Here is a 23,342-nt window from a genome sequence, read left to right as displayed (position 1 = left end):
TCCTTAAATCAGGCCGGTGGCCGGTTCAAATCCAAATTTGATATTTATGCACTGAATGGCTTGCGAGGCGGCGCCCTTGAGCAGGTTGTCGATGGCAGAGACCACCACCAGCATGTTGCCCTGCTGTTGCCAGGCAATGTCGCAGTAAGGGGTGCCCGTGACGCCGCGAATAGAGGGCATCTGGCCGGTGAGGCGCACCAGCGGCTTGCCTTCATAAGCCTTGAGGAAGGCCTGATCCACCTGAGTGGGGGTGACGCCGTCCGCCAGCTGCACATAGATGGTGGCCAGAATGCCGCGCACATAGTTGCCAAGGTGGGGCTGGAACAGCACCTCCTTGCCGAGGTGATGGCCGATCTCCGGCTGGTGTCTGTGATTGAAGGTGCCGTAAGGGTTAAGGCTCACTTCGCAGAAGCTGGTGTTGATGGCTGCCTTGCGCCCGGCACCGGAGACCCCGGAGACGGCGTTGATGATGGGCTGCCACCCTTTGGCAATAAGTCCATCCTGCTGCAGCGGCTTGAGGGCGCACAGCGATGCGGTCGGGTAGCAACCCGGCACCGCAATCAGCTGGGCAGTGGCGATGGCATCGGCATTCCACTCGGCCAGACCGTAGGCGGCCTGATCCAGCCACTGTTCGCTCTGGTGGGTGAAGCCGTAGAAGCTGTCGTAAAAGCCCTGATCCTTGACCCGGAAGGCGCCGGAGAGATCGAACACCGGCAGCCCCTTGGCGAGAAACTTGGGGGCGAGCTCGGCGCTCACCTCGTGGGCGGTGGCCAGCAGCACCAGATCAGCCTGGGTCAGGATCCGGGTCATACCATCCTCGTCCAGTGGCAGCAGCGGCTGATCGAGGGCGCCGACCCACTGGGGATGCAGGGAAGAGAAGCGCTTGTGGGCATCCTGACTGCCGGCGGAGACATAGAGGCCGAACAGTTTGAGTTGTGGATGGTTCTGTACCAGTGCGGCCAGTTCGGCTCCCGCGTAGCCACTGGCACCGACGATAACGGTGTTAAGCATGTTGAATATTCCAAGTCAGAGTTCGAGATTCACAGCATGACGCTGCAGTGCACAAGGGTGTTCGAGCGCCCCTTTGCACAAGTGCGGAGGGGCAATTCAGGCGGGTGTGTGTCGTCGGTTATAGATCAGGTGACAGAACATTAACTTTCCCTTACAACTAGAAGCCTTTGTTGATGAGCCAGATATTCAGGTAAAATTAAAGAATATTCATGCACTCACTTTGCATTTGTATTTTCTAACAGAAACATTCCGGGGACGCAAGGAGGAGCTGATGGCCAATCTGGATTTTTTTTCACTTTATAAGAATATTATTGCGATTCCCTCTATCAGCAGCACGGATCCCAAGTGGGATCAGAGCAATGAGGCGGTGATCCGGCTGCTGGCCGACTGGTTCGGTCAGCTCGGTTTTCAGTGCGAGGTGACGGCGCTCCCCGATCTGCCGGGCAAGTTCAATCTGGTGGCGACGATCGGTCAGGGGGAGGGCGGTCTGCTGCTGGCGGGTCACACCGATACGGTACCGTTCGATGAGGGGGGCTGGAGCAAGGATCCCTTCAAGGTGACGGAAGAGGGCGATCGCCTCTATGGCCTCGGCACCATCGACATGAAAGGCTTCTTCGCCTTTATCGTCGAGGCGCTCAAAGAGATCGACCTCACCAAGCTGACCAAGCCGCTGCGCATTCTCGCCACTGCCGACGAAGAGACCACCATGGCGGGGGCCCGCGCCATCGCCGCGGCGGCGGAGCTCAAACCCGACTACGCCGTGATTGGCGAGCCGACCGGACTGGTGCCCGTGGTGGCCCACAAGGGGCATATGTCGGAGGCGATCCGCATTACCGGCAAGAGCGGTCACAGCTCGGATCCCGCCAACGGCGTCAACGCCATGGAGATCATGCACAAGGCGATGGGGCAGGTGCTGCGCTTGCAGCAGGATCTGAAAGATCGCTACGCCGACCACCGCTTTGCCGTGCCGCAGCCGACCCTTAACCTGGGTTACATCCAGGGCGGCGACAGCCCGAACCGCATCTGCGGCTGCTGCGAGCTACATATCGACCTGCGACCCACTCCGCAGGTGGGGCCGGATGAGCTGATGGGGATGCTCAAAGAGGCGCTCTCTCCCATCGAGATCCACCAGCCGGGCTGCCTGCATCTGCAGCATCTGCATGAGCCCATTCCCGCCTACGCCTGCGCCGACGACTCTGTGCTGGTGCGCGAAGCTGAGAAGGCGAGCGGTCGCGCCGCCGAGTCGGTCAACTACTGCACCGAGGCGCCGTTTATCCAGCAGCTTGGCTGCCAGACCATAGTGATGGGCCCCGGTCATATCACCCAGGCGCACCAGCCGGATGAGTATCTGGACCTGTCTTTCGTCAAGCCAACCACCTCAGTGTTGCAGCACCTGATCAGACGTTTTTGCCTGTAGCGGCAGCGGTGAAAGGGGCGTAAAAACTGTAAGTAAGTTACATAACAAGCCGGTTGTGGAGTGGTGATGGAAATACATGTTCTGAATCGGCCTGTTATTTGACCTTGCGCAGACAATCTGGGTAGATTGTCACCCTAAGATGACGGAGCATATGTTGTAATCGCACAACAATAAGTGAGGTCGTCTAGCACCCCGGATGGGTGTCAGGCACCAACAAGATAAGGATGTGGAATGAACGAAAAGTACGCCGCACTACGCGCCAACGTAGGTATGCTGGGTCAGCTGCTGGGTAAATCCATCAAGGATCATCAGGGTCAGGCCTTTCTCGACAAGATCGAAACCATTCGCCAATTGGCCAAGTCCTCCCGCAAGGGCAATGAATCAGACCGGGAACGTCTGCTCGATACCCTGCGCACCCTGAGCGATGATGAACTGCTGCCGGTGGCCCGCGCCTTCAGCCAGTTCCTCAATCTGGCCAACGTGGCGGAACAGTTCCACACCATCTCCCGTCGCTGCGAAGAGCAGGTCTGCACCCCGGATCCGCTGGAGCAGATGTTCGACAAGCTGAAAGCCTCCAACCTGTCGCAAGAGGCCATCATTCAGGCCGTGCGCGAGCTGGATATCGATCTGGTGCTGACCGCTCACCCCACCGAGGTGACCCGTCGCACCCTGATCCACAAGCACGTACAGCTCAACGACTGCCTCGAGGCGCTGGAGCTTTCCGACCTGCTGCCCCGCGAGCGGGACAAGATCCTCAATCGCATCGAACAGCTCATCAATCAGGCGTGGCACACCAACGAGATCCGCGAACAGCGCCCGACGCCGGTCGACGAGGCCAAGTGGGGTTTTGCGGTGGTGGAGAACAGCCTGTGGCCCGCCATTCCCGAATTCATGCGCAATCTGGACGAGCGTCTGCAACACCATCTGGGTGTGCGGCTGCCGCTGGATGCCGCGCCGGTCAAGTTCACCTCCTGGATGGGCGGTGACCGCGACGGCAACCCCTTCGTTACCGCCAAGGTGACTGCCGAAGTGCTGGAGCTGGGCCGCTGGATGGCGGTGAGCCTGTTCTACAAAGACATCAAGGAGCTCACCTCCGAGCTCTCCATGTCCGACTGTACCGACGCCGTGCGTGCTCGCGTTGGCGATCACCCCGAGCCCTACCGCGCGCTGGTGCGCGAGCTGCGTGAAGCGCTGCGCGAAACCAAGGAGCACCTCACCGCCAAGGTGCAAGGCCAGGCTAGCGAGAGCCAGGATCTGGTCAAGACTACCGCCCAGCTGCGCGAGCCGCTGGAGCTCTGCTACCACTCATTGCACGCCTGCGGTATGGGCAACATCGCCGATGGCATGCTGCTGGACGTGCTGCGCAAGGTCGCCTGTTTCGGCATCCATCTGGTCAAGCTGGATATCCGTCAGGATGGCGAACGTCACGGTCTGGTCTTCTCCGAGCTGACCCGTTATCTGGGTCTGGGTGACTACGCCGAGTGGAGCGAGGATGACAAGCAGGCCTTCCTGCTCAACGAACTGAACTCCCGCCGCCCGCTGATCCCCCACGACTGGGAGCCGAGCGCCGAGGTGCGCGAGACGCTGGATACCTGTCAGGTCATCGCCGAGCACGACCCCGATGCGTTTGGCATCTACATCATCTCCATGGCCGGTGCGCCGTCCGATGTGCTGTCGGTGCAACTGCTGCTCAAAGAGGCGGGCTGCAAGTTCCGCATGCCGGTCGCCCCGCTGTTTGAAACCCAGGATGACCTGATGGCAGGCACCGCCGTGATGGAGCGCCTGCTCTCGGTGGACTGGTATCGCGGCTACATTCAGGGCCGTCAGTACGTGATGATCGGTTACTCCGACTCTGCCAAGGATGCGGGCATGATGGCCGCTGGCTGGGCCCAGTACGCCGCCATGGAATCCCTGGTGGGGCTGGCCGAAGCCAACAACATCCGCCTCACCCTGTTCCATGGCCGTGGCGGTACCGTTGGCCGTGGCGGTGCGCCTGCCCATCAGGCCATCCTCTCCCAGCCGCCGGGATCCCTGCGCGGCGGTCTGCGTACCACCGAACAGGGGGAGATGATCCGCTTCAAGTTCGGTCTGCCGAAAGTGGCGATCAAGAGTCTGGAGCTCTACACCAGCGCCGTGCTGGAAGGGAACCTGCTGCCACCGCCCAAGCCGAAAGAGTGCTGGCGCGAGGTGATGGAACAGCTGGCCGCCGACTCCTGCGATCACTACCGAAGCATTGTGCGCGGTCATCCGGACTTCGTCCCTTACTTCCGTGCCGCTACCCCGGAGATGGAGCTCGGCAAGCTGCCGCTCGGCTCCCGTCCTTCCAAGCGCAAGCCCAACGGCGGCGTCGAGAGCCTGCGCGCCATTCCGTGGATCTTCGCCTGGACCCAGAACCGGCTGATGCTGCCGGCCTGGCTCGGTGCCCACAAGGCGCTGCAGCAGGCGATCGACGGCGGCAAGCTGGCGGTGCTGGAAGAGATGAGCGCCCAGTGGCCCTTCTTCCGCACTCGCCTCGAGATGCTGGAGATGGTGTTCCTCAAAGCGGACGTCTGGCTCGCCGAGTACTACGACACCCGTCTGGTGCCGCAGGAGCTGTGGGGCCTTGGCAAACAGCTGCGTCAGGAGCTCGCCGAATCCATCGAGGTGGTGCTGAAACTGAGCCCGCGCGGGGATCTGCTGGAGGATCAGCCGTGGATCAAGGAGTCCATCAAGCTGCGCAACCCCTACACAGACCCGCTCAACGTGCTGCAGGCCGAGCTGCTCAACCGCTCCCGCAACCACCCGGAGACCCTGCACCCCGAGCTGGACAAGGCGCTGATGGTCACCATCGCCGGCATTGCCGCAGGTATGCGCAATACGGGTTGATAGCCAGCCCAAGCAAGAGGCTTTAGTTATATCTATCAAGCCAAAGGGCGCCAATAAGGCGCCCTTTGTTTTTTTGTTGCCCGGCAGAATTCGGCTCGATGGGAGCCTCACCCATGTTTTGGGCGGTATTTTGTAGGGTGCAATAAGCACAGCGCATTGCACCGCTCGAAAATGCTCTTTGCCTAGTCTCGTCCTGTGTTTCATAGGGCAAGTGGCACAATTCACCTTGTTAATTGCACCCTACGTATTATCGGTGATGGGTACATATTTCCCCTCCGGCTTGCATCCCTCGCCACGCAGGCGCAGACTGTTTGGCCTTGTTTTTATGCGATTCGATTCAAGGCAACCATAATGACTCCTGCCATCAACCTGCTGAAGAAGCTCAAAATCCCCCACAAGCTCTACCCCTACGAATGCGAAGCCCACGACGATTTCGGCAAGCATGCCGCGACCCAGCTCGGGCTGCCGGAGGCACAGGTGTTCAAGACCCTGGTCGCCCATCACGACAAGCAGGCGGTGGTGGCCATCGTTCCCTCATCCGGCATGTGCAGTCTGAAGCAGCTGGCCAAGGCGACTGGTCTCAAGAAGGTGGAGATGATGAAACCGGCGGAAGCGGAGAAGCTGACCGGTTACAAGGTGGGTGGCATCAGCCCGCTGGCCCAGAAGAAATTGTTGCCCACTGTGCTCGACGAGTCGGCGCTGCAGTTTGACGAGATCCTGGTGAGCGGCGGCAAGCGCGGCCTCTCGGTCGGCGTGGCGCCGCAGGATATGCTGACGCTGATGAAGTGGATCGCCGCACCTATCGGCGAAGAGTAGTGCCGGGCACGGTGTGAACCTGCCCTCCGGGCCTGTGGCGGCCCGGATTGCCCTACCTGTGATCGGACGCGCAAGCCGTGATTGCCCCGTGCTCAACGGGGAGTGTGCCAGTCTATACTAGGTGAACCCCGTTGTATGAGTTCAGCCATGATGTACCGACTTCTGTTGCTTTGCCTCTGTTTATCCCTCCCCTCTGCCTTGCTGGCTGCCACCCGTTTTACCCTGCTCAGCCCTGAAAACAGTCAGGATATGCGGATGCGTTATTACCGTGAGGTGATGCAGCTGGCGTTGGAGAAGACTCGCCCCGAATATGGCGACTACGAGTTGCTGGACTCCCTGCCGATGAACAAGGCGCGGATGCGGATCGAGGTGCAGGAGCAGGGCAAAAACGCCCTCTTTATTCTCGACAGCTGGCCTTATCAGGGGGAGGCGGTGGCGGATCAGGTGGCATTGATCCCGTTCCCGATCGATATGGGGATCCTCGGCTATCGGGTCTGTTTTGTCGGCTCGGATCGTGCTGCCGAGCTGGCGCGGGTGAACACCCTGGATCAGTTGCGCCACTTCACTCAAGGGGTGGGCACCGGCTGGCAGGATGCGGTGATCCTGCGCAACGGCGGGCTGACGGTACATGAGGTGGATAACTACGAGTCGCTGTTTCGTATGGTGGCACGAGGGCGCATCGATCTCTTCTGTCGTGGGGCCAACGAGATCCTGCCGGAGTGGCAATCTCATCAGGGCAAGGTGGCCGGTTTGACGGTCGATCGCCATCTGGCCCTTTTCTATCCGCTGATCCACGTGTTCTACAGCAATGCCCGCTACGTTCAGGAGCGCGAGCGCCTTGAGCGCGGTCTGCAACTGGCCTGGCAGGATGGTTCGCTCAAACGGCTCTGGCGCCATCACTTCCAACCCTCGCTGGTGTTTGCCAATCTGGGGGCTCGCCAGATTGTCCGGCTCGGCAATCCGCAGTTACCCAAGGACGGTTTTGACTATCGCCCCTACCTTTACAACCCGCTGACGGATGATTTCGGTTCACAACCCTGAGCCGGGTTATCAGGTGCGCAGCTCTGATAGAGTAAGGGAGAGATCATTGCCGCAAAGGAGATGGCCCATGCACGCATCTGCCCTCTCCTTGCTCTTCATCGCGTTGCTGCTGCCTGCCACCGGCGGTGCAGCCCCGGTCTTTACGCTGCGTACCTGCCTCGAAAACAGTGACTCCTACCCCTGGCTGCTGCAATCGGGGGAGGGGATTGTCCAGTATCACCTAAAGGCGGTTGCTACCGCCCTCAATGCCGAGATCGTGCTGACGCCGCTGCCGTGGAAGCGCTGCCTCTCTCGGGTGAGCAGTGGCCAGATGGATGCGGTCATCAAGATGAGCTATAGCGTCGAGCGGGCGACCAGGGTGGGGGTCTATCCCATGCGTGAGGGCAAACCCGACCCCGCCAAGCGGCTGCTGACCGAGAGTTACAGTCTCTACCAGCTCAAGGGTGGCAAAAGCCAGTGGGATGGCTCCACCCTCAGGGTCAAGGGCGTAGTGGCGGCCCAGTCCGGATTTTCCATCGTCGACTTGTTGCAGGCTGCGGGAGCCGAGGTGGATGACTCCAGCTGTGACCCGCTGATCATGTTGAAAAAGCTGGTGATGGATCGGGCGCAGGCGACCGCCATCCAGACCGAGGTGGCCGACAGTATTCTGGTGGCTCATCCCGAGTTGCAGGCCCGCATCGAGCGGCTGTCGCCGGTGCTGGTGGAGAAGCCCTACTATCTGGTCTTCTCTAACCGCTTCTATCAGGCCCATCCCCGACAAAGCCGGCAGGTGTGGGATGCTATCGAGCAGGTGCGCGACTCTGCTGCCTATCAGCGTTATGCAACATCGCTCAGAAGCACACCTCCGGTGGGGGAGTAGGCTGATGGATGCGACTGGCCGAAAAGGGGAGGAGAGCGCGGGGTGGTGGCAGGGCCGAGCGGCCAAGCTAGGGGCTACACTGAAAGAACCCCTTCAGCCAAGGCGCGGTTTATGTCACCCCTGCATCTGCTGGCTGCCGCTCTGCTCTGCATGTTGTCGCTGACCGGACAGGCGGCCACCCGGTTTACCTATATCAGCCCGGAGAGCGAGCGGGATCCGCGTACCACCTATGATCGGGAGCTGCTGAGGCTCGCCCTCGACAAGACCCGCGACCAGTTTGGCGACTATCTGTTGGAGCCTGCGCCGCCCATGACCAAGGCGCGCGAGCGGGTCAGCATGCAGCTCGACAACTATCCCAACCTCTTTGTAATGGACAGCTACAGCAGCACCCGCGAGGATCTGGGGCTCGCCTATGTCCGTTTTCCCATCCATCTGGGCATCGTCAGCTACCGCATCTGTTTTGTCAGCCCGCAGCAAAAGGCGGCGGTGAGCAAAGTGACCGACCTCAAGGGGCTGCGCCAGTTCACCTTTGGGCAGGGCAAGGGGTGGCTGGATGTGGATATCCTGCGTTACGCCGGGATGGAGGTGGTGGAAGTGGAGGGGTACGAGAAGTTGTTCAAGATGGTGGCGCGGGGTCGCTTCGATCTCTTCTGCCGCGGGGTGAGCGAGCTGCGCAGCGAGCAGCTGACCCACAAGGAGATGACGGATCTGCTGGTGGATGACGCACTGTTGATCTACTACCCGCTGCCCCGGGTTTTCTACACCAATCCCAACAATCGCGAGGCACTGCAGCGGGTCGAGCGGGGGTTGCAGCTGGCGTGGCAGGATGGCTCGCTACAGGCGCTGTGGCGCAAGAGCTTTGGCCCGGCCATCGCCTTTGCCAAGCTCTCCCAGCGCCGAATGTTGCGTCTGGATAACCCCTTCCTCGACGGGATCAGCTTCGATTACCGCCCCTACTTCTACAATCCGCAAACCGATCGCTTCGGCGATTACTGAGGTGCCTGCCGCTGGCGGCAGAGTGCCAGCCAGGCCTCGGCAGTGCGGGAGAGATAGCGCTCGCTCGGCCAGATCACCCCGAGTCGCCAGCTCAATTCGGGCTCCAGCGGCCGCAGCACCAGACCATCCGGGGTCAGCCGGTTGCAGACCGGCTCCGGCAAGAAGGCGACCCCCATGCCGCTGCGTACCATGGCGGTGAGAAAATCCCACTGGCTGCTGCGCGCCGCCACCTGCGGCACAAAGCCTGCCTCCTGACACGCCTGCTCCAACCGCTCGCTCAGGGTAAACGCCTGGGTATAGAGCAGGAAGGGCTCTTCCTGCAGAGACTCCAGCCGCAGCGGCGCCTCGCCATGCCAGCAGGGTTGATCAGGCAGCACTACCCGGATCGGATATTGATCCAGCTCCAGCGCGCTGATGGCGCCTCCCTCTTTGGTCGGCAGCATGGTGATGGCGAGATCCAGCTCCCCCTCCAGCACCGCCTGTTCGATGCGGCGACCGCCGTACTCCACCAGGGTCAGCTCCACCTTGGGATAGCGGGTGCGGTAGGCGCGGATCAGATCCGCGTAGACGTGACCCACCATGGGGGGAATGCCGAGGGTGAGGCGACCGTGTTGCAGGCTCTGCAGATCCGCCAGTTCGGCCCCCAGCTGCTGCATCTCTGCCAAGATGGTCTGGGCCCGGTTGAACAGCACCTGGCCGCTGTCGGTCAGGGTGAAGCGGCGCCCTTCCCGGTTGAGCAGGGGTTGGCCCAGCTCCTCTTCGATATTGCGGATCATCTTGCTGATGGTGGGCTGGGTGACGAACAACTTTTCAGAGGCGCGGGTGAAGCTTTTTTCCCGCACCAGTTCGACAAAATAGCGCAGGGCGCGAATATCCATGGACTCTCTCGACTCGTGTTGGTGGGTACGGGATGAAGTATGCGTATGCGGCATGAATTCGATAATTTTAATTCATTTCTGGCAGGTTTTTCTCAACTCTATACTGTGAGCCGGTTCACAGAAAGACGATGATCATGAAAGCCCTCTGCTTGCGCTGGTTACAGACTCCCTTCCAGATTGTGTTGCTGGCAGCCATCTGGCTGCTGGCCGATACCGCGGTGCGTACCCTCCATCTGCCGCTGCCCGCCAACCTCACCGGCATGTTGTTGCTGCTGGCCTGCATCCTGCTCGGAGTGGTTAAGGCCGAGTGGTTCAGCGCGGGGGCTCGCTGGCTGCTGGCCGAGATGCTGCTCTTCTTCGTGCCCGCCGTAGTCGCGGTGGTCAACTATCAGGATCTGCTGCTGCAAGAGGGGTGGCGCATCATGGTGGTGCTATTGGTGAGCACCACGCTAGTGCTCGGTACTACCGCGCTGGTGGTGGACCGGGTTTACCGCCTCGAACTGAAACTGGCCCGCCGGAGTCGCCGTCATGTCTGATACCCTGCTCGGGCTGATCTGTTTCGCCCTCACCCTGCTCTTCTACTACGCCAGCAAATGGCTCTATGGCAAAAAGCGCATTCTGCCGCTGATGCCGCTGCTGCTGGCGCCGACCCTGCTGGTGGCCGTGGTGCTGCTGTTCCACATCCCCTATCAGGACTACATGGCGGAATCCCACTGGCTGCTCTGGCTGCTGGGCCCCGCCACCGTCGCCTTCGCAGTGCCGGTCTACGAGAACCGCCAGCTCATTCGTCGCCACTGGTTGTCGCTGTCGGTCGGGGTGGTCGCCTCAGTCATTATGGCGGTGGGCAGTACCGTACTGCTGGCTCGCTGGCTGGCTCTCTCCGACATGCTGCAACGCAGTCTGGCGATGCGATCCATCACCACGCCGTTTGCGGTGGAGGCGACCCGCGCCATCGGCGGTCAGAGCGACCTCACCGCGCTGTTTGTGGTGCTGACCGGCGTCATCGGCATGGCGGTAGGGGAGAGCGTGCTGACCGTGCTGGCCATTCGCAGCCGTCTCGGCAAGGGGGCGGGGTTTGGCGCCTCGGCCCACGGTGCCGGCACCGCCAAGGCCTATCAGATGGGTAACGAAGAGGGGGTAGTCTCCAGCATGGTGATGATGATTGCCGGTATGGTGACCGTGCTGCTGGCGCCCCTGCTGGGCCGGATGTTCTGGTAGGCCGGACTTCCCTTTAGAAGGCGGCTCATCCCGGCGCTACACTCTAGTGAGCGTGTATTTCCGGGATGAGCAGTATGACCTTTCATCGCCTCGCTTCCTGCTTGCTGTTGTGCAGCCTCTCTCTCCTTGCCACTCCCCTAAGGGCGAGCGACGTCATCACTCATATCAGCCCCGAGAGCGATCGGGACTTGCGTACCCTCTATTTTCGCGATCTGTTGCAGCTGGCGCTGGAGAAGACCCGCGACAGCTTCGGTGACTACGAGCTGCGAACCGCGCCGCCGATGAACCGTATCCGGATGCGACAGATTGTGCAGACTCAGCAATACCCCAATCTGTTTGTGGCCGACAGTTTGCGTCCGGCCGCAGAGAGCGGAGCGCTGGATTACGTCCGTTTTCCGGTGGAGCTGGGCATCCTCGGTTATCGCATCTGTTTTGTCAGTCCGCAGCAGGCCGATGCAGTGGCAAGGGTCAATACCCTGACCGAGCTGCAGCAATTTCTGCACGGGCAGGGGCGTGGCTGGCAGGATGCGGAGATCCTGCGTCATGGGGGATTCAAGGTGCAGGAGATCGACGGTTACGAGCGGCTGTTCAAGCTGGTGGCTCGTGGCCGCATCGATCTCTTCTGCCGCGGTGCCAACGAGCTCTTTATCGAGCAGGAGCAGCACAGTGATCTGCCCGGCCTCACCGTGGATCGGCGAGTGGCGCTGCACTATCCCTTCCTCCACCTCTTCTACACCCACAAGGATAATCAGGCCGCCATCCGCCGCCTCTCGGTCGGGCTCAAGCTGGCGTGGCGAGATGGCTCGTTGCAACAGCTCTGGCTGCGCCACTTCAAACCTTCCCTCGAGCAGGCGCAGCTCCCCAGGCGCCTGTTGTTCGAGTTGGCCAATCCGCGCCTTGATAAGGTGGGCTTTGACTATCGGGCGTACCACTACAACCCCGTCGACGGGACGTTCGGGCCTGGGCTGCCTTGATCCTGATGGTGCTGTTAGCGGATAAAGGGCCGTCTCTGCTGATGTGCTAATTCATGCCCAAAAGGCATGTTTTTTATTATTTAAATTCATTTTTTGAAGGTTGGTGCGCTGCATATACTGGGGGTCGCTTCACGGTTCAGGTTTGCTCCTGCCCGCTTCTGGCTTGTGCGAGTGAGCCTGAATCGTCCTGCTGCGGCGTCTTGATGTTCTGCATGAAGGCGTCCATCACTGGGCCGGGATCGATCCCGGCAGGTATTACAGCTGACGGAGCCTTGTTATGTTTAATCCCCACTCTTGCGCCCTGATTGTCGAAGGGGGTGCGATGCGCGGCATCTTTGCCAGCGGCGTGCTCGATGCGTTTGTCGAAAGTCACCACTACCCGTTTGATTTCGTCATGGGCGTCTCGGCCGGTGCCACCAATCTGGTCTCCTACCTGAGCGAGCAGCCGCGCCGCAGTCACCACATCATCACCGAGCTGGCTTGCAGCTCCCGGTTTCTCGATCCCCTGCGTTTCGTCAAAGGGGGCGATCTGGTGGACATCGGCTGGCTATGGCAGGCCAGTCGCCATCGCTTCCCGCTGGATCTCGACACCTTCTGTGCCCGCGACATTCCCTTCTATGCGGTGGCGACCGATGTGGCGAGCGGCAAGGCCATCTATCTGCCGGTGCGGCCCGACAACATGGATGAGGTGCTGACCGCCACCTGCGCCCTGCCGGTGGTGCAGCATGATACCCCCTGTGTCGATGGTCGCCCCATGGCCGATGGCGGCATCAGCGACTCCATTCCGGTGATCGAGGCCTATCGGCGCGGTGCACGGCGGATGACAGTGGTGCTGTCGGAACCCCGGGGCTATCGCAAGAAGCCGGCCCGTTTCTGCTGGATGGTCAAAGCCTTGCTGAAAACCCAGCCTGCACTGGCGCAAGCTATGCTGGAGCGGGATCGCGCCTACAACCGGGCGCTCGATTTCATCGCCAATCCCCCTGCCGATTGCGAAATCGAGGTGATCGCGCCACCGGCCGATTTCATGGTCTCCCGTTTTACTCAGGATCCGGTCAAGCTGGAGTCCGGCTATCTGCAGGGCTACTGGCAGGGGCGCCAGAGCGTGTTGCGAGCAGTCAGGACTGTACGTGCAGCCTAGTGGCAACCTGACGGTTTTACACAACTGGGACGGGGTTGCCACCCTCTGAGGCAGGTCACTGAATCGGGGGCGCTGGCGTGGTTAAATGGTCGGCTCACATCTTGCCGGATATTGCTGTGACCATGCCATCTGACCTTCAGCCGCTGCTCGCCTGGCCTGACTATCTGCAGGCATCCTGGCTGCGCTGCGCCCACCAGACCAGTGCCACCCTCTGGCATCCGCCCCACAGCGCCAAGGGGCAGACCTTGCAGAGCCTGCGCCAGCGCAAGCGGGATCTGCTCACCACCGGCGAGATGGCCCTCGAGGATCTCTACGAATTTATGGAGGGGCGCCCCTGCGCCCTGCTGCTCACCGACGAGAGTGGCTGCCTGCTGGCCCAAACCGGCCACCCGGATACCCTGCGCGAGCTGGCGGCGCTGGGGTTTGGCCCCGGCGCCTTTTTCAGCGAGGGGCGCATCGGCACCAATGCCATCAATCTGGCGGCGCTGGAGGGCGTGCCGCTCTGTGTCAGCGGCCCCCAGCACTTCAACCAGACCCTCCACCCGTGGCACAGCTGCGCCAGCCCGGTCTACAACAGCAATGGTCGTCAGGTCGCCATCATCGCCCAGATCTGCAAGGTGGAGGAGGCGAGCGCCGGCGATCTGGCGCTCACCGTCAGCGCCGGGCGCGAGCTGGCCCATCTGCTGCAGATGGAGACCCTGATGCAGGAGTCCCAGCACCACCTGAGCGAACTTTACGCCCTGCTCGACGGCATGGATGACGGCGTGCTGGCCTGGGATCCGCAGGGGCGGCTGCGCTACCTCAACGCGCTGGCAGCCCACCGGCTGCGGCTCGATCCCGCACTCTGTCTCGGCCAGCCGCTGGAGCAGCACCTGCTGTTGCCCCAGCGGTTGCAGCTGGCCATCAGGGGGCAAACGCCACTGAGTCATGTGGAGGTGACGCTGGAGCGGCTCGGCGCGCAGGAGGGGGAGTTTATCAATGCGCTGGTGAGCCTCAAGCCGCTGCCGGGGCCGGAAGGGGTCAGCTTTATCGCCCTGCTGCACCCGGTCGATCGGCTGCGGGCCATCCATCAGCTGCGCCAGACGGTGCCCGAGCTGTCGGCGCTGGTGGGGGAGTCGAGCGCCATGCGCAAGCTGCTGCGCTACGCCCGGCAGGCGGCCCAGAGTCAGGGGCCGATCCTGCTGCGCGGCGAGGAGGAGGTGGGCAAGGCCCAGCTGGCGGAGGCGATCCACTTTGGCAGCGAACGGGCCGCCGGGCCGCTTATTACCCTCAACTGCAAGGCGCTGCCGAGCGAGCGGATGGCGCTGGAGCTGATGGGTTCCGACGAGGCGGGGCAGGAGCGGGCGGGCAAGTTCGAGCTGGCCCACGGCGGCACTTTGGTACTGGAGCAGGTGGAGTGCCTCTCTGCCCCCATGCAGGCGGCGCTGCTGCAACTGCTCAAGACCGGTCGCATCCAGCGCTTCGATTCGGCCCGCATCCTGCCGCTCAAGGTGCGGATCATCGCCACCAGCAGCGCCCCGCTGGAGCAGCTGGTGCAGGAGGGGTTGTTTGGCCGCCAGCTGCTCTATGCCTTGCAGGCGTGCGAGCTGTGGCTGCCGGGATTGCGGGAGCGCGCGGCCGATCTGCCGGGCCTGATCAGCCAGCAGTTGGCAGCGCAGGGGCGCGAGCCGGTGCGCCAGTTCAGTCCGGCGGCCCTCGATTGTCTGCTCGCCTATCCCTGGCCCGGCAATCTGGGGGAGCTGCGCAGCGCCGTCGAGCATGCGCTGCTTCATGCCGGTCAGGGGCCGATCCCGCCCGAGGCGCTGCCCGCCGCCATTCGGCACGGCTATCAGCGGGTGGCCGACGAGGTGGTGGGGCAACCGCTGCTCACGCTGGCGGAGCTGGAGCGGCAAGCCATCTTGCGCTGCGCCCATGCCTGCAAGGGGCAGGTGAGCCAGATGGCCCAGCATCTGGGTATCAGTCGCACCACACTGTGGCGACGGCTCAAACTGCTCGAGATCGATCCCGCCGACTATCACGGCTGACGGCGAGCCATTGCGAACCGGCCAGCAGAAAATGACAAGGCCCCGCAGATGCGGGGCCGTCTTATATGGCTAGGTCCGTCGTGGCGTGGTTACAGCCCCAGCTGGTGGGCGGTGACGATGGCCGCCAGCACATCCTCGGCGGTGACCTTGAACGGCATATTGTGGATGGTTTCGCCCTCGGCGGTGGAGGCTTTGGCCACCTCCATCAGGCGCGCCATATCCAGCTCCTTGACCCCCATCATATGCAGGTTGGTTGGCAGGCCCACCGAGCGGCAGAAGCCCAGCACGGTTTCGATCTCCGCCATCGGCGCATTCTCCAGCACCAGCTGCACCAGGGTACCGAACGCCACTTTTTCACCGTGGTAGAGGTGGTGACACTCGGCCAGCTGGGTCAGGCCGTTGTGGATGGCGTGGGCGGCAGCCAGTCCGCTGCTCTCGAAGCCGATACCGCTCAGGTAGGTGTTGGCCTCGATGATGTTCTCCACTGCCTTGGTGCAGAGCCCCTGCTCCACCGCCAGCTTGGCCTTGTAGCCGTCGGCCAGCAGAGTCTTGTAGCAGAGCTCGGCGATGGCCTGCGCCGCCAGCGTGGAGGCGCCACCGGCCATGGTCTGGCAACCGGAGACCTTGTTGGCGCGCGCCTCGAAGTAGGTGGAGAGCGCATCCCCCATGCCGGAGACCAACAGCCGTACCGGGGCGCGGGAGACCACCCCGGTATCCATGATGACCATGTTGGGGTTGGTCGGGATCATCAGGTATTCGCTGAACTGCCCTTCCGGGGTATAGATGACCGCCAGCGCGCTGGTGGGGGCATCGGTGGAGGCGATGGTCGGCACTATGACCACCGGCACTTTCTGGTAGAAGGCGACCGACTTGGCGGTATCCAGCGTTTTGCCGCCGCCGATGCCGATGATGACGTCAAACGGGGTCTGCTGGCAGCGGGCCAGCAGACGGTCGATCTCGGGGCGGGAGCACTCGCCGTTGAAGCAGTCGAACTCGGGCTTGATACCGGCGCCGTGGAAGCTTGTAGCCACGGTATCGCCGACCAGCTTGGTGACGAAGGCGTCGGCCAGGATCAGCGGCTTGCTACCGAGCGCTTTGACGTAGTTGCCGATATTGGCGAGGGCCCCGTTGCCTTGTACGTATTTGCTGGGGCTGATGACAATGCGGTCCATATTTTATCCCTCTCTCTTTATGAATTAAGAATCGGGGCGAAGGGGCGGCTGTGCCGGGGACTCCTTCGTCTTGAATGAAGCTGCACAGGCTCAGCGAGCGAGTGCAGCCCCTTGAAACAATGGTGTGCGGCGTCAGTCGCCAAAGCGCTCGTCGGCCAGCTGCTGGAAGCAGGCCAAGGCGGCGCTGGCATCCTCGCCGCGTGCCAGCAGGGTGAGCTGGTCGCCCTGACGCACGTTGAGCATGGCGAGCCGGGTCAGGCTGCGGGGGTTGGCCTCTTTGTCCCCTTTTTGCAGCTTGAGCTCAGCGGCAAAGGGCTGGAGGGCGGCCACCAGTCGAGCGGCGGGGCGCACATGCAGACCGTGGGGGTTATCCACCACCACCTCACAGCGCAGCCAGCCATCGTCGACAACGGGGGCCGTCTCGGTGGCGGTCTGCGCTGCGCTGGCAGGCAGCATCGCCTGTTTCGGGCCAAGGGCACCGAGCGCCTCGGCGGCCACCTCGTCCAGCATCAGGCCGGAACCGGCCGCCACCACAGCGGCCAGAGTACCCTCGACCAGCGGTGCGGGGCAGAGCCGCACCCTCGCGCTCAGCTCCGGGGGCAGCAGTTCGAGGGCGGTCTCGGCACTCAGGAGGGCGCTGCCCAAGTCCATCAGCACCAGCACGCCGCTGCCGTCATCCGCTTCTTCAATCGCACTCATCACGGCGATGGCGTCGGTGCCGATGGGGTGGTCGGGGTCATCGACCCCGGCCGCCAGCAGCAGGCGGGCCGGGCTACCGAGCTGGTCGGCCAGCGCTTTCAATCCGGCCGCCAGCTGGGCGCTGTGAGAGACCACTACGATTCCGATCATGTCACAACCTCGCTCTGTCACGCAGGGCGGTCAGCAGCAGCAGGGTCGAGGTAGCCCCGGCATCCTGATGGCCGATGCTGCGCTCGCCAAGATAGCTGGCGCGCCCCTTGCGGGCCTGCATCTGGATGGTGGCCTCGGTACCGGCTGCGGCGGCTGCCACCGCCTTGTCCAGCGCTTCGTTGAGGGGCAGCTCTTGCTGCTGCGCATGTTGCAGGGCGGCCAGTGCCGGCCACCAGGCATCGCACATGGTCTTGTCGCCCGGCTCGGCACGGCCGCGGGAGACGATCCCCTCGACCCCGTCGCTCAGCATTTTGCACAGCTGGCTGAGGCTGAGGCTCTGGCAGGCGTCACTGCTGGCTGCGGCCCGGATAAAGAAGGTGCCGTAGAGCGGGCCGCTGGCGCCGCCGACCGAGGAGAGCAGGGTCATGCCGGTGGTTTTCAGTACCTGACCGATATCCTTGTCCGCCACCGCCGGCAGCTTCTCGGCTACCTTGGCGAAGCCGCGTTGCATGTTGAGGCCGTGGTCGCCGTCGCCGATGTCGGTATCCAGAGCGGTGAGGTAGTCACGCTGCTCGGTAAAGATGTGTTCGCAGTCGAGCAGCCAGTTGACGATTTGGTGTTTGCTTAGCATGGCTATCGGCACTCCTTAGCAGCCGCGACGCAGGGCGGGGGTGTGAACGGGGGCATCCCACAGGGTCATCAGTTCGTCATCCACCTTGAGCAGGGTGATGGAGATGCCGGTCATGTCGAGGGAGGTGCAGTAGGGGCCAATGAGGTTGCGCACCAGATGGATGCCCGCCTCCTCGCACAGGGTGGCGAGGCGACCATAGACGCCATAGAGCTCGGAGATGGGTGTGCCGCCGAGGCTGTTGACCAGCGCGATGACCCGATCGCCTTTGTTGAGCGGTTCGATAAAGGTGTGCTCCTCCTGCCAGCTGCCGCTGGTGCGATCCCAGTGGCGCAGGGTGCGCCCATAGGGGGTATTGTCCGCCAGCTCGCTGAACATGTCGTCCACCAGGGTATTGAGGTCGGTGAAGGGGCGGCGCTCGATGCCCGGCTCGCCGTGGATACCGACGCCGAACTCCATCTCGTTGTCCGCCAGGGTGAAGGAGGGCTTGCCAGCGGCCGGCACGGTGCAGGCATGCATGGCCACGCCTATGGTGCGGCTCTGGTTGTTGATGCGACGGGCCAGCGCCTCGCAACGCGCCAGATCGTAGCCCGCCTCGGCGGCGGCACCGACCAGCTTCTCGCACAGCACGGTCGTGGCGACGCCACGGCGACCGGCGGTGTAGAGGCTGTCTTTGACTGCCACGTCGTCATCGATGAGGGCAAAGCCCACCTTGACCCCGTCGCCGTGCAGCAGCTCGACCGCGGTCTCGAAGTTGAGTACGTCGCCGGTGTAGTTCTTCACCAGAAACAGCACGCCCGCGCCGCCATCAACGGCCTGACCGCACTCGTACATCTGATCCGGGGTCGGGGAGGTAAAAATCTCGCCGGGGCAGGCGCCATCCAGCATCCCTTTGCCCACCAGACCGCCGTGCATCGGCTCGTGGCCGCTGCCACCGCCGGAGACCAGCGCCACCTTGCCCATCACGGGGGAGTCGGCGCGGGTGATGTAGTGGGGTTCGATACGTACCTTGAGCTCGGGGTGGGCGGCTGCCATCCCCATCAGTTGTTCACGGACCACGGCATCGACGGCATTGATCAGTTTCTTCATGGCTCACTCCTTGGCTTGCCACCGCACGGGTGGGCAAATGGTTGATGGAGCCAGTCTAACGACAGAAAAAGGGATAAAAATGACGGGCGATTTGGTTCGGATTTGAAACAGCAGAAGGGGGATGAGTGTTTCAATCTGAAACAACGCAGGGCTAGCGAGCGGGAAACTGTTAGCTGACTCACAGCCATGAAAAAGGGCCCCGCAGGGCCCTTGGCTATAACCGGAATATGCGGACGGGTTAGATGGCCCAGCCACCGGCGTAGAAGACAACCAGCGCCACGGCGATGATAACGGTGCCGACGTTCAGCTTCTTCCACTCGGCAGCGAAGATGCGGCCAACGACCAGCGCCACGAAGCCCAGCATGATGCCGGTCACGATGTTGCAGGTGAGCACGATGAATACGGCGCACAGCATGCCGGAGAGCGCATCGACCGAGTCGCTGAAGTCCAGCTTGGTGACGTTGCCCAGCATCAGCAGACCGACATACATCAGCGCCGGTGCGGTGGCGTAGGCTGGTACTAGATAGCTCAGCGGGGAGAGGAAGATCATCAGCAGGAACAGCACGCCGACCAGCGCGGCGGTCAGACCGGTCTTGCCACCGGCCGCGGTGCCTGCGGCAGATTCGATGTAGACGGCAGCCGGAGCACCACCGACGGCGCCCGCCACCATGCTGCTGACGGAGTCGGCAGTCAGGGCCTTGCCGCCGCTGATGATGTGGCCACGTTCGTTGATAAGGCCTGCCTGACCGGCCACGGCACGGATGGTACCGGTGGCGTCAAACACGGCTGTCATCACCAGCGCCAGTACGGTCGGAATGACTACCGGATTGAGGGCGCCCAGCAGATCCATGCTGCCTACCAGCGAGCCTTTCTCGCCAGTCAGGCTCGGCATGGCGAAGAAGCCCTGCCAGGTCACTTTCGGGTCGAAGATAAGGCCGAGGATGGAGATGGCGATGATCACCATCAGGATGCCGCCCGGCACCTTGCGACGCTCCAGACCGAAGATGGCAGCCAGACCCAGCACCGTCATGATCACCGGGAAGGCGGTCACTTCACCGAGCTGTACCGGCAGACCGGCCCCTTCGTTCTTGATCACCATGCCAACGCCGTTGGTGGCGATCAGCAGCAGGAACAGACCGATACCGATGCCGGTACCGTGGGCGATGCCGGAGGGGAGGTTGTCCAGGATCCACTGGCGCACGCCGGTGACGCTGATCAGGGTAAACAGCACACCCATCAGGAAGATGGCGCCCAGGGCGACCGGAATGCTCAGCCCCTGACCCAGCACCAAGCTGAATGCGGTAAATGCGGTGAGAGAGATGGCGCAACCGATAGCCATCGGCAGCTTGGCCCACAGGCCCATCAGCAGGGAGCCGAAGGCGGCGATCAAACAGGTGGCCACAAACACCGGGCCCTGCTCAAAGCCGGCTGCGCCCAGCATGTTCGGCACCACTATGATGCTGTAGACCATCGCCAGGAAGGTGGTCAGCCCCGCGACCAGCTCCTGACGCACGCTGCTGCCGCGCGCAGAAATGGAAAAATAAGAGTCCAGAAAGCCGCCTGTCCCTGTTTGGGCGGCCATATCTTGCTTTGCCATAACTAATCCTGAAAGTGTGAAGGAAATCGTTTGCGTTGGTGGCGCGCAAAATAGCAAGAATTCGCGGCAAATACAGCGGATAACCTGACTTTTTCGTCACTATTTTACATTTTGAGTCCATTCGGAGCTCATTCTAAGACTCAAGCGGTGAGAGCATGTAAGGGAGGGATCAAGCTGTCGGGGGAGGGGAGAGCAGTGAGGAAAAAAGCGGGGAACAACAAAAAACCCGCCGAAGCGGGTTTTTTTTAATTCTTGCAGAGCTGTCAGCAGTTGGCATGAGCCATCAGCAGCATGCTCCGGCTTGAATTACAGACCAACTACGTTGGCAGCAGCCGGGCCTTTCTGGCCTTGCTCGATGGTGAACTCAACGCGCTGACCTTCGTCCAGGGTTTTGAAGCTGGTGGACTGGATAGCGGAGAAGTGTACGAACACGTCTTTGCTGCCGTCAGCCGGGGAGATGAAACCAAAACCTTTCTCAGCGTTGAAGAACTTAACGGTACCAGTCATTTTGTTAGACATAATAATTTCCTTAAATAGTGTTGAATGCCACCTAAATGGCAATTTTTGATTTTTCGTCAGCAATACGTATGGGGAGCACTAAAGAAGGAGAATTATTTGATAAGAATTATCCGAGGATAACGCTTATGCTAATCACTGCTTTACTAAAATGACTGCCTAACATAATCAGGTCTGAACTGCCGAACCATCGAGAAAGATTAAAACACGCTCTCATTTTTAAAGCAAACTTTATCTCGATATTAATGTTTTGTAACAGCCAAAAATATCATTTTTTATAGTAAACATGATGCATTTCAACGGCATAGAAAAATCAGTGAGGACTCATATCACCCTGTGGCAAGTCAGATTCGGCTTTTTTGTCCTGACTATGTAGCCAGTTCTGGCAAAAAATATGAGAAAAAATGAAAAGCTGGCGATAGATGGGGATTGTCAGTTGGCGTTTTCTCTAACGCGCAATGTAAATCACTTCTTTGCTGCTGCGATTAGCTTCTGAGCTGCAAATCAATGGCGGCGCCAAATTTGGCTCATCGAGCATTGCCCAGACATGCAAACGCCCGCTGGCACCAAGTGCCAGCGGGCGTTTTGCAAGAAGGGATCAGCGTTTGCTGCGAAACTTGTTGCTGACCGAATCAATCCAGCTGAAGGTTTCCGGCAGCACCTGGTTCTTGGCGCGCTCTTTGGCTTTCTCGCGAGCCAGCTTGGAGGCTGCCTTGGCCGCTTCGGCGCGGTCGGCCACAATTTTCAGGCGACCCTCTTCACGGATCTTGTTCCGCTCTCCGTTGGTCAGCTGGTGGTCTGCATTGGCTTGTGCCTTTTGCAATAACAAGGCTATCTCGGCTTTTTCGGCCTCGGTCAGATCTTTCATTTCCAGCTTTTTCACGGCGCGCTCCTGCGGCAGGGTGGTTAGACACCCTAACACAGTTGTGCCGATCACTTCTTATGCAATCGGCTTTCCGGCAGTAAAAATGCGGGTTTGTGCCAACTTTCCGTTATTTCGCTGCCACTTTCCCGCCTGTTTGCCACATTTCAATTTATGGCGAGCGGTGAGGGCAGCTCTTGCTCCTCCGGCTCGACGTGGATAAGCACAATGGCGTGGGGCAGTTGCTCCATGATGGCGTGTTCGATGCGATCACAGATATCGTGTGCTTCACCGATGCTCATCTCCGGGGGCAGTGTGAGATGGAAGTCAATATGGCGGCGACGACCGGCACGACGGCTGCGCAGATCGTGAAAACCGCTGGCGGCAGGGCAGCATTCGGTGATGATGCGGCTGGTCATCGCCAGCTCTTCCGGGCTCATACTCTGGTCGATCAGCGGCTGGAAGGCCTCGTTGAGCATGCTGATCGCCTCTCTGACAATAAAGATGGCGACCGCAATGGCGACCAGCGGGTCGAGGATGGCGAGGGAGTAGCCGAACAGACCGGCCAGCCAGATCCCGCCAAGACCGACGGCGACCCCGGCTGAAGTGAGCACATCCGCCTTGAGATGAAGCGCATCGGCAGCCAGCGCGACCGACTCCTCCTCTCGGGCCACCTTGTAGAGGTAGGCCGAGACACCGCTGTTGACCAGCGCCGAGATCATCATCACCAGCACGCCCCAGCCTATGCTCTCGATGGGGCTGGGGGTGATCAGCTTGTCGACAGCTTCGAAGATGATCCAGCCCGCGGCCAGCAAGATAAGCAGTGCTTCGATGACGCCGGAGACATTTTCAATCTTGTCGTGACCATAGGGGTGGCGTTCATCGGGCGGGAGATCGGACTTTTTCACCGCGAACAGGGCGATCAGGGCCGCCACCAGATCCATGGCGGAGTGGATCGCCTCCGAGATGATACTGACCGAGCCGCTGGCGAAACCGGCCACCATTTTCATGATGATCAGACTGATATTGGAGCAGACCGACACCATGGCGGCTCTGGTTTTTCTGTTCATGTACAGCTTCCTGAATAAAAACGGATATTTCGGTGCGGCGCACATTATATCCGGCTGACCGGAAATAACCTATTCGGTGTTGTAACCTGATGTTTCCGGTGATATTGCGAATGCTTATTAAAATGGTGACCTCTTGTGCGGCAATAAATAATGAGAGGGATTTATATTTATCCGTGAAAATATCTAGGTAACGATGGCTTAATATAAGCGTGACAACGTTTAATAATGCGAATTACTCTTTTTTGGTCTTTCCTGTCGAGGTCCTTTGGCCTCTGCGCTCAGGGGGCTGTGCGCGACATTTTTTGGACGAGAATGAGGCTGG

Annotated in this window: 21 protein-coding genes; 11 read left to right on the top strand and 10 right to left on the bottom strand. The window is 61.1% G+C overall.

Annotated elements, in window-relative coordinates:
- Nucleotides 1-3: 3 nt before the first annotated feature.
- Nucleotides 4-1,011: an N-acetyl-gamma-glutamyl-phosphate reductase gene (argC, locus tag G5168_RS12450; RefSeq protein WP_421252288.1), complete on the bottom strand. Its 1,008-nt coding sequence runs from the start codon at nt 1,009-1,011 to the stop codon at nt 4-6.
- 271 nt (nt 1,012-1,282) lie between these two features.
- Here argC and argE point away from each other — a divergent pair, with 271 nt between their 5' ends.
- The 6 genes from argE to G5168_RS12420 all read left to right on the top strand — a co-directional run bounded on the left by argE (nt 1,283) and on the right by G5168_RS12420 (nt 9,005).
- The gene (argE, locus tag G5168_RS12445) at nt 1,283-2,428 is read left to right on the top strand and encodes an acetylornithine deacetylase (protein WP_421172487.1); all 1,146 of its coding nucleotides are present in this window, start codon (nt 1,283-1,285) and stop codon (nt 2,426-2,428) included.
- Between the two features lie 231 nt (nt 2,429-2,659).
- The gene (ppc, locus tag G5168_RS12440) at nt 2,660-5,293 is read left to right on the top strand and encodes a phosphoenolpyruvate carboxylase (RefSeq protein WP_115522987.1); all 2,634 of its coding nucleotides are present in this window, start codon (nt 2,660-2,662) and stop codon (nt 5,291-5,293) included.
- A gap of 351 nt (nt 5,294-5,644) precedes the next feature.
- Complete coding sequence (ybaK, locus tag G5168_RS12435) at nt 5,645-6,109, top strand: Cys-tRNA(Pro) deacylase (protein ID WP_005336092.1); 465 nt, start codon at nt 5,645-5,647, stop codon at nt 6,107-6,109.
- Between the two features lie 147 nt (nt 6,110-6,256).
- Entirely contained in the window at nt 6,257-7,150 is an 894-nt protein-coding gene (locus G5168_RS12430) for a hypothetical protein (protein WP_421172486.1), read from the top strand.
- A 67-nt stretch (nt 7,151-7,217) separates the two neighbouring features.
- The gene (locus tag G5168_RS12425; protein WP_421252287.1) at nt 7,218-8,009 is read left to right on the top strand and encodes a substrate-binding periplasmic protein; all 792 of its coding nucleotides are present in this window, start codon (nt 7,218-7,220) and stop codon (nt 8,007-8,009) included.
- 111 nt (nt 8,010-8,120) lie between these two features.
- Nucleotides 8,121-9,005 carry a hypothetical protein gene (locus G5168_RS12420; protein WP_421252286.1) on the top strand — a complete coding sequence of 295 codons (885 nt, stop codon included), beginning with the start codon at nt 8,121-8,123 and terminating at the stop codon, nt 9,003-9,005.
- On the opposite strand, the gene G5168_RS12415 is transcribed toward G5168_RS12420, so the two are convergent.
- Entirely contained in the window at nt 8,999-9,883 is an 885-nt protein-coding gene (locus G5168_RS12415) for a LysR substrate-binding domain-containing protein (RefSeq protein WP_421252285.1), read from the bottom strand. The two genes, G5168_RS12420 and G5168_RS12415, sit on opposite strands and share 7 nt — an antisense overlap.
- Before the next feature lie 134 nt (nt 9,884-10,017).
- Here G5168_RS12415 and G5168_RS12410 point away from each other — a divergent pair, with 134 nt between their 5' ends.
- From G5168_RS12410 to dhaR, 5 genes are all read left to right on the top strand, one after another.
- Nucleotides 10,018-10,419 carry a CidA/LrgA family protein gene (locus G5168_RS12410; protein ID WP_040069042.1) on the top strand — a complete coding sequence of 134 codons (402 nt, stop codon included), beginning with the start codon at nt 10,018-10,020 and terminating at the stop codon, nt 10,417-10,419.
- Entirely contained in the window at nt 10,412-11,101 is a 690-nt protein-coding gene (locus tag G5168_RS12405) for an LrgB family protein (RefSeq protein ID WP_252656665.1), read from the top strand. Before G5168_RS12410 ends, G5168_RS12405 begins: the two co-directional genes overlap by 8 nt.
- A 74-nt stretch (nt 11,102-11,175) precedes the next feature.
- Nucleotides 11,176-12,075, top strand: a complete 900-nt coding sequence (locus G5168_RS12400) for a hypothetical protein (protein WP_421252284.1) — start codon at nt 11,176-11,178, stop codon at nt 12,073-12,075.
- A gap of 277 nt (nt 12,076-12,352) precedes the next feature.
- Entirely contained in the window at nt 12,353-13,213 is an 861-nt protein-coding gene (locus tag G5168_RS12395; protein WP_421172481.1) for a patatin-like phospholipase family protein, read from the top strand.
- Between the two features lie 122 nt (nt 13,214-13,335).
- Entirely contained in the window at nt 13,336-15,237 is a 1,902-nt protein-coding gene (gene dhaR, locus G5168_RS12390; protein ID WP_421172480.1) for a dihydroxyacetone kinase operon transcriptional regulator DhaR, read from the top strand.
- An 89-nt stretch (nt 15,238-15,326) separates the two neighbouring features.
- Here the strand turns inward: dhaR and G5168_RS12385 are convergent, their stop codons facing one another.
- The 8 genes from G5168_RS12385 to G5168_RS12350 all read right to left on the bottom strand — a co-directional run bounded on the left by G5168_RS12385 (nt 15,327) and on the right by G5168_RS12350 (nt 23,020).
- Nucleotides 15,327-16,409, bottom strand: a complete 1,083-nt coding sequence (locus tag G5168_RS12385) for a glycerol dehydrogenase (RefSeq protein WP_421252283.1) — start codon at nt 16,407-16,409, stop codon at nt 15,327-15,329.
- Between the two features lie 132 nt (nt 16,410-16,541).
- On the bottom strand, nt 16,542-17,258 hold the full coding sequence (dhaM, locus tag G5168_RS12380) for a dihydroxyacetone kinase phosphoryl donor subunit DhaM (RefSeq protein WP_421252282.1): 717 nt from the start codon (nt 17,256-17,258) through the stop codon (nt 16,542-16,544).
- Between the two features lies 1 nt (nt 17,259).
- A complete protein-coding gene (gene dhaL, locus G5168_RS12375; protein WP_421252281.1) occupies nt 17,260-17,889 on the bottom strand; it encodes a dihydroxyacetone kinase subunit DhaL in 630 nt (209 codons plus the stop codon).
- A gap of 15 nt (nt 17,890-17,904) precedes the next feature.
- Nucleotides 17,905-18,975, bottom strand: coding sequence for a dihydroxyacetone kinase subunit DhaK (gene dhaK / locus G5168_RS12370; RefSeq protein WP_064341830.1), 1,071 nt, complete (start codon nt 18,973-18,975; stop codon nt 17,905-17,907).
- 238 nt (nt 18,976-19,213) lie between these two features.
- Nucleotides 19,214-20,572 (bottom strand): NCS2 family permease, encoded by a 1,359-nt coding sequence (locus G5168_RS12365; RefSeq protein ID WP_005356503.1) that lies wholly within the window; start codon nt 20,570-20,572, stop codon nt 19,214-19,216.
- 306 nt (nt 20,573-20,878) lie between these two features.
- Nucleotides 20,879-21,091, bottom strand: a complete 213-nt coding sequence (gene cspE, locus G5168_RS12360; RefSeq protein ID WP_005316548.1) for a transcription antiterminator/RNA stability regulator CspE — start codon at nt 21,089-21,091, stop codon at nt 20,879-20,881.
- A gap of 595 nt (nt 21,092-21,686) precedes the next feature.
- On the bottom strand, nt 21,687-21,971 hold the full coding sequence (gene yjbD / locus G5168_RS12355) for a DUF3811 domain-containing protein (RefSeq protein ID WP_005340165.1): 285 nt from the start codon (nt 21,969-21,971) through the stop codon (nt 21,687-21,689).
- 146 nt (nt 21,972-22,117) lie between these two features.
- Entirely contained in the window at nt 22,118-23,020 is a 903-nt protein-coding gene (locus G5168_RS12350; RefSeq protein ID WP_421252280.1) for a cation diffusion facilitator family transporter, read from the bottom strand.
- Nucleotides 23,021-23,342 lie beyond the last annotated feature (322 nt).

Source organism: Aeromonas sp. 600724 (genome assembly GCF_049175135.1).
GTDB lineage: Bacteria > Pseudomonadota > Gammaproteobacteria > Enterobacterales > Aeromonadaceae > Aeromonas > Aeromonas veronii_A.
This window is presented reverse-complemented; position numbering and strand designations above follow the sequence as displayed.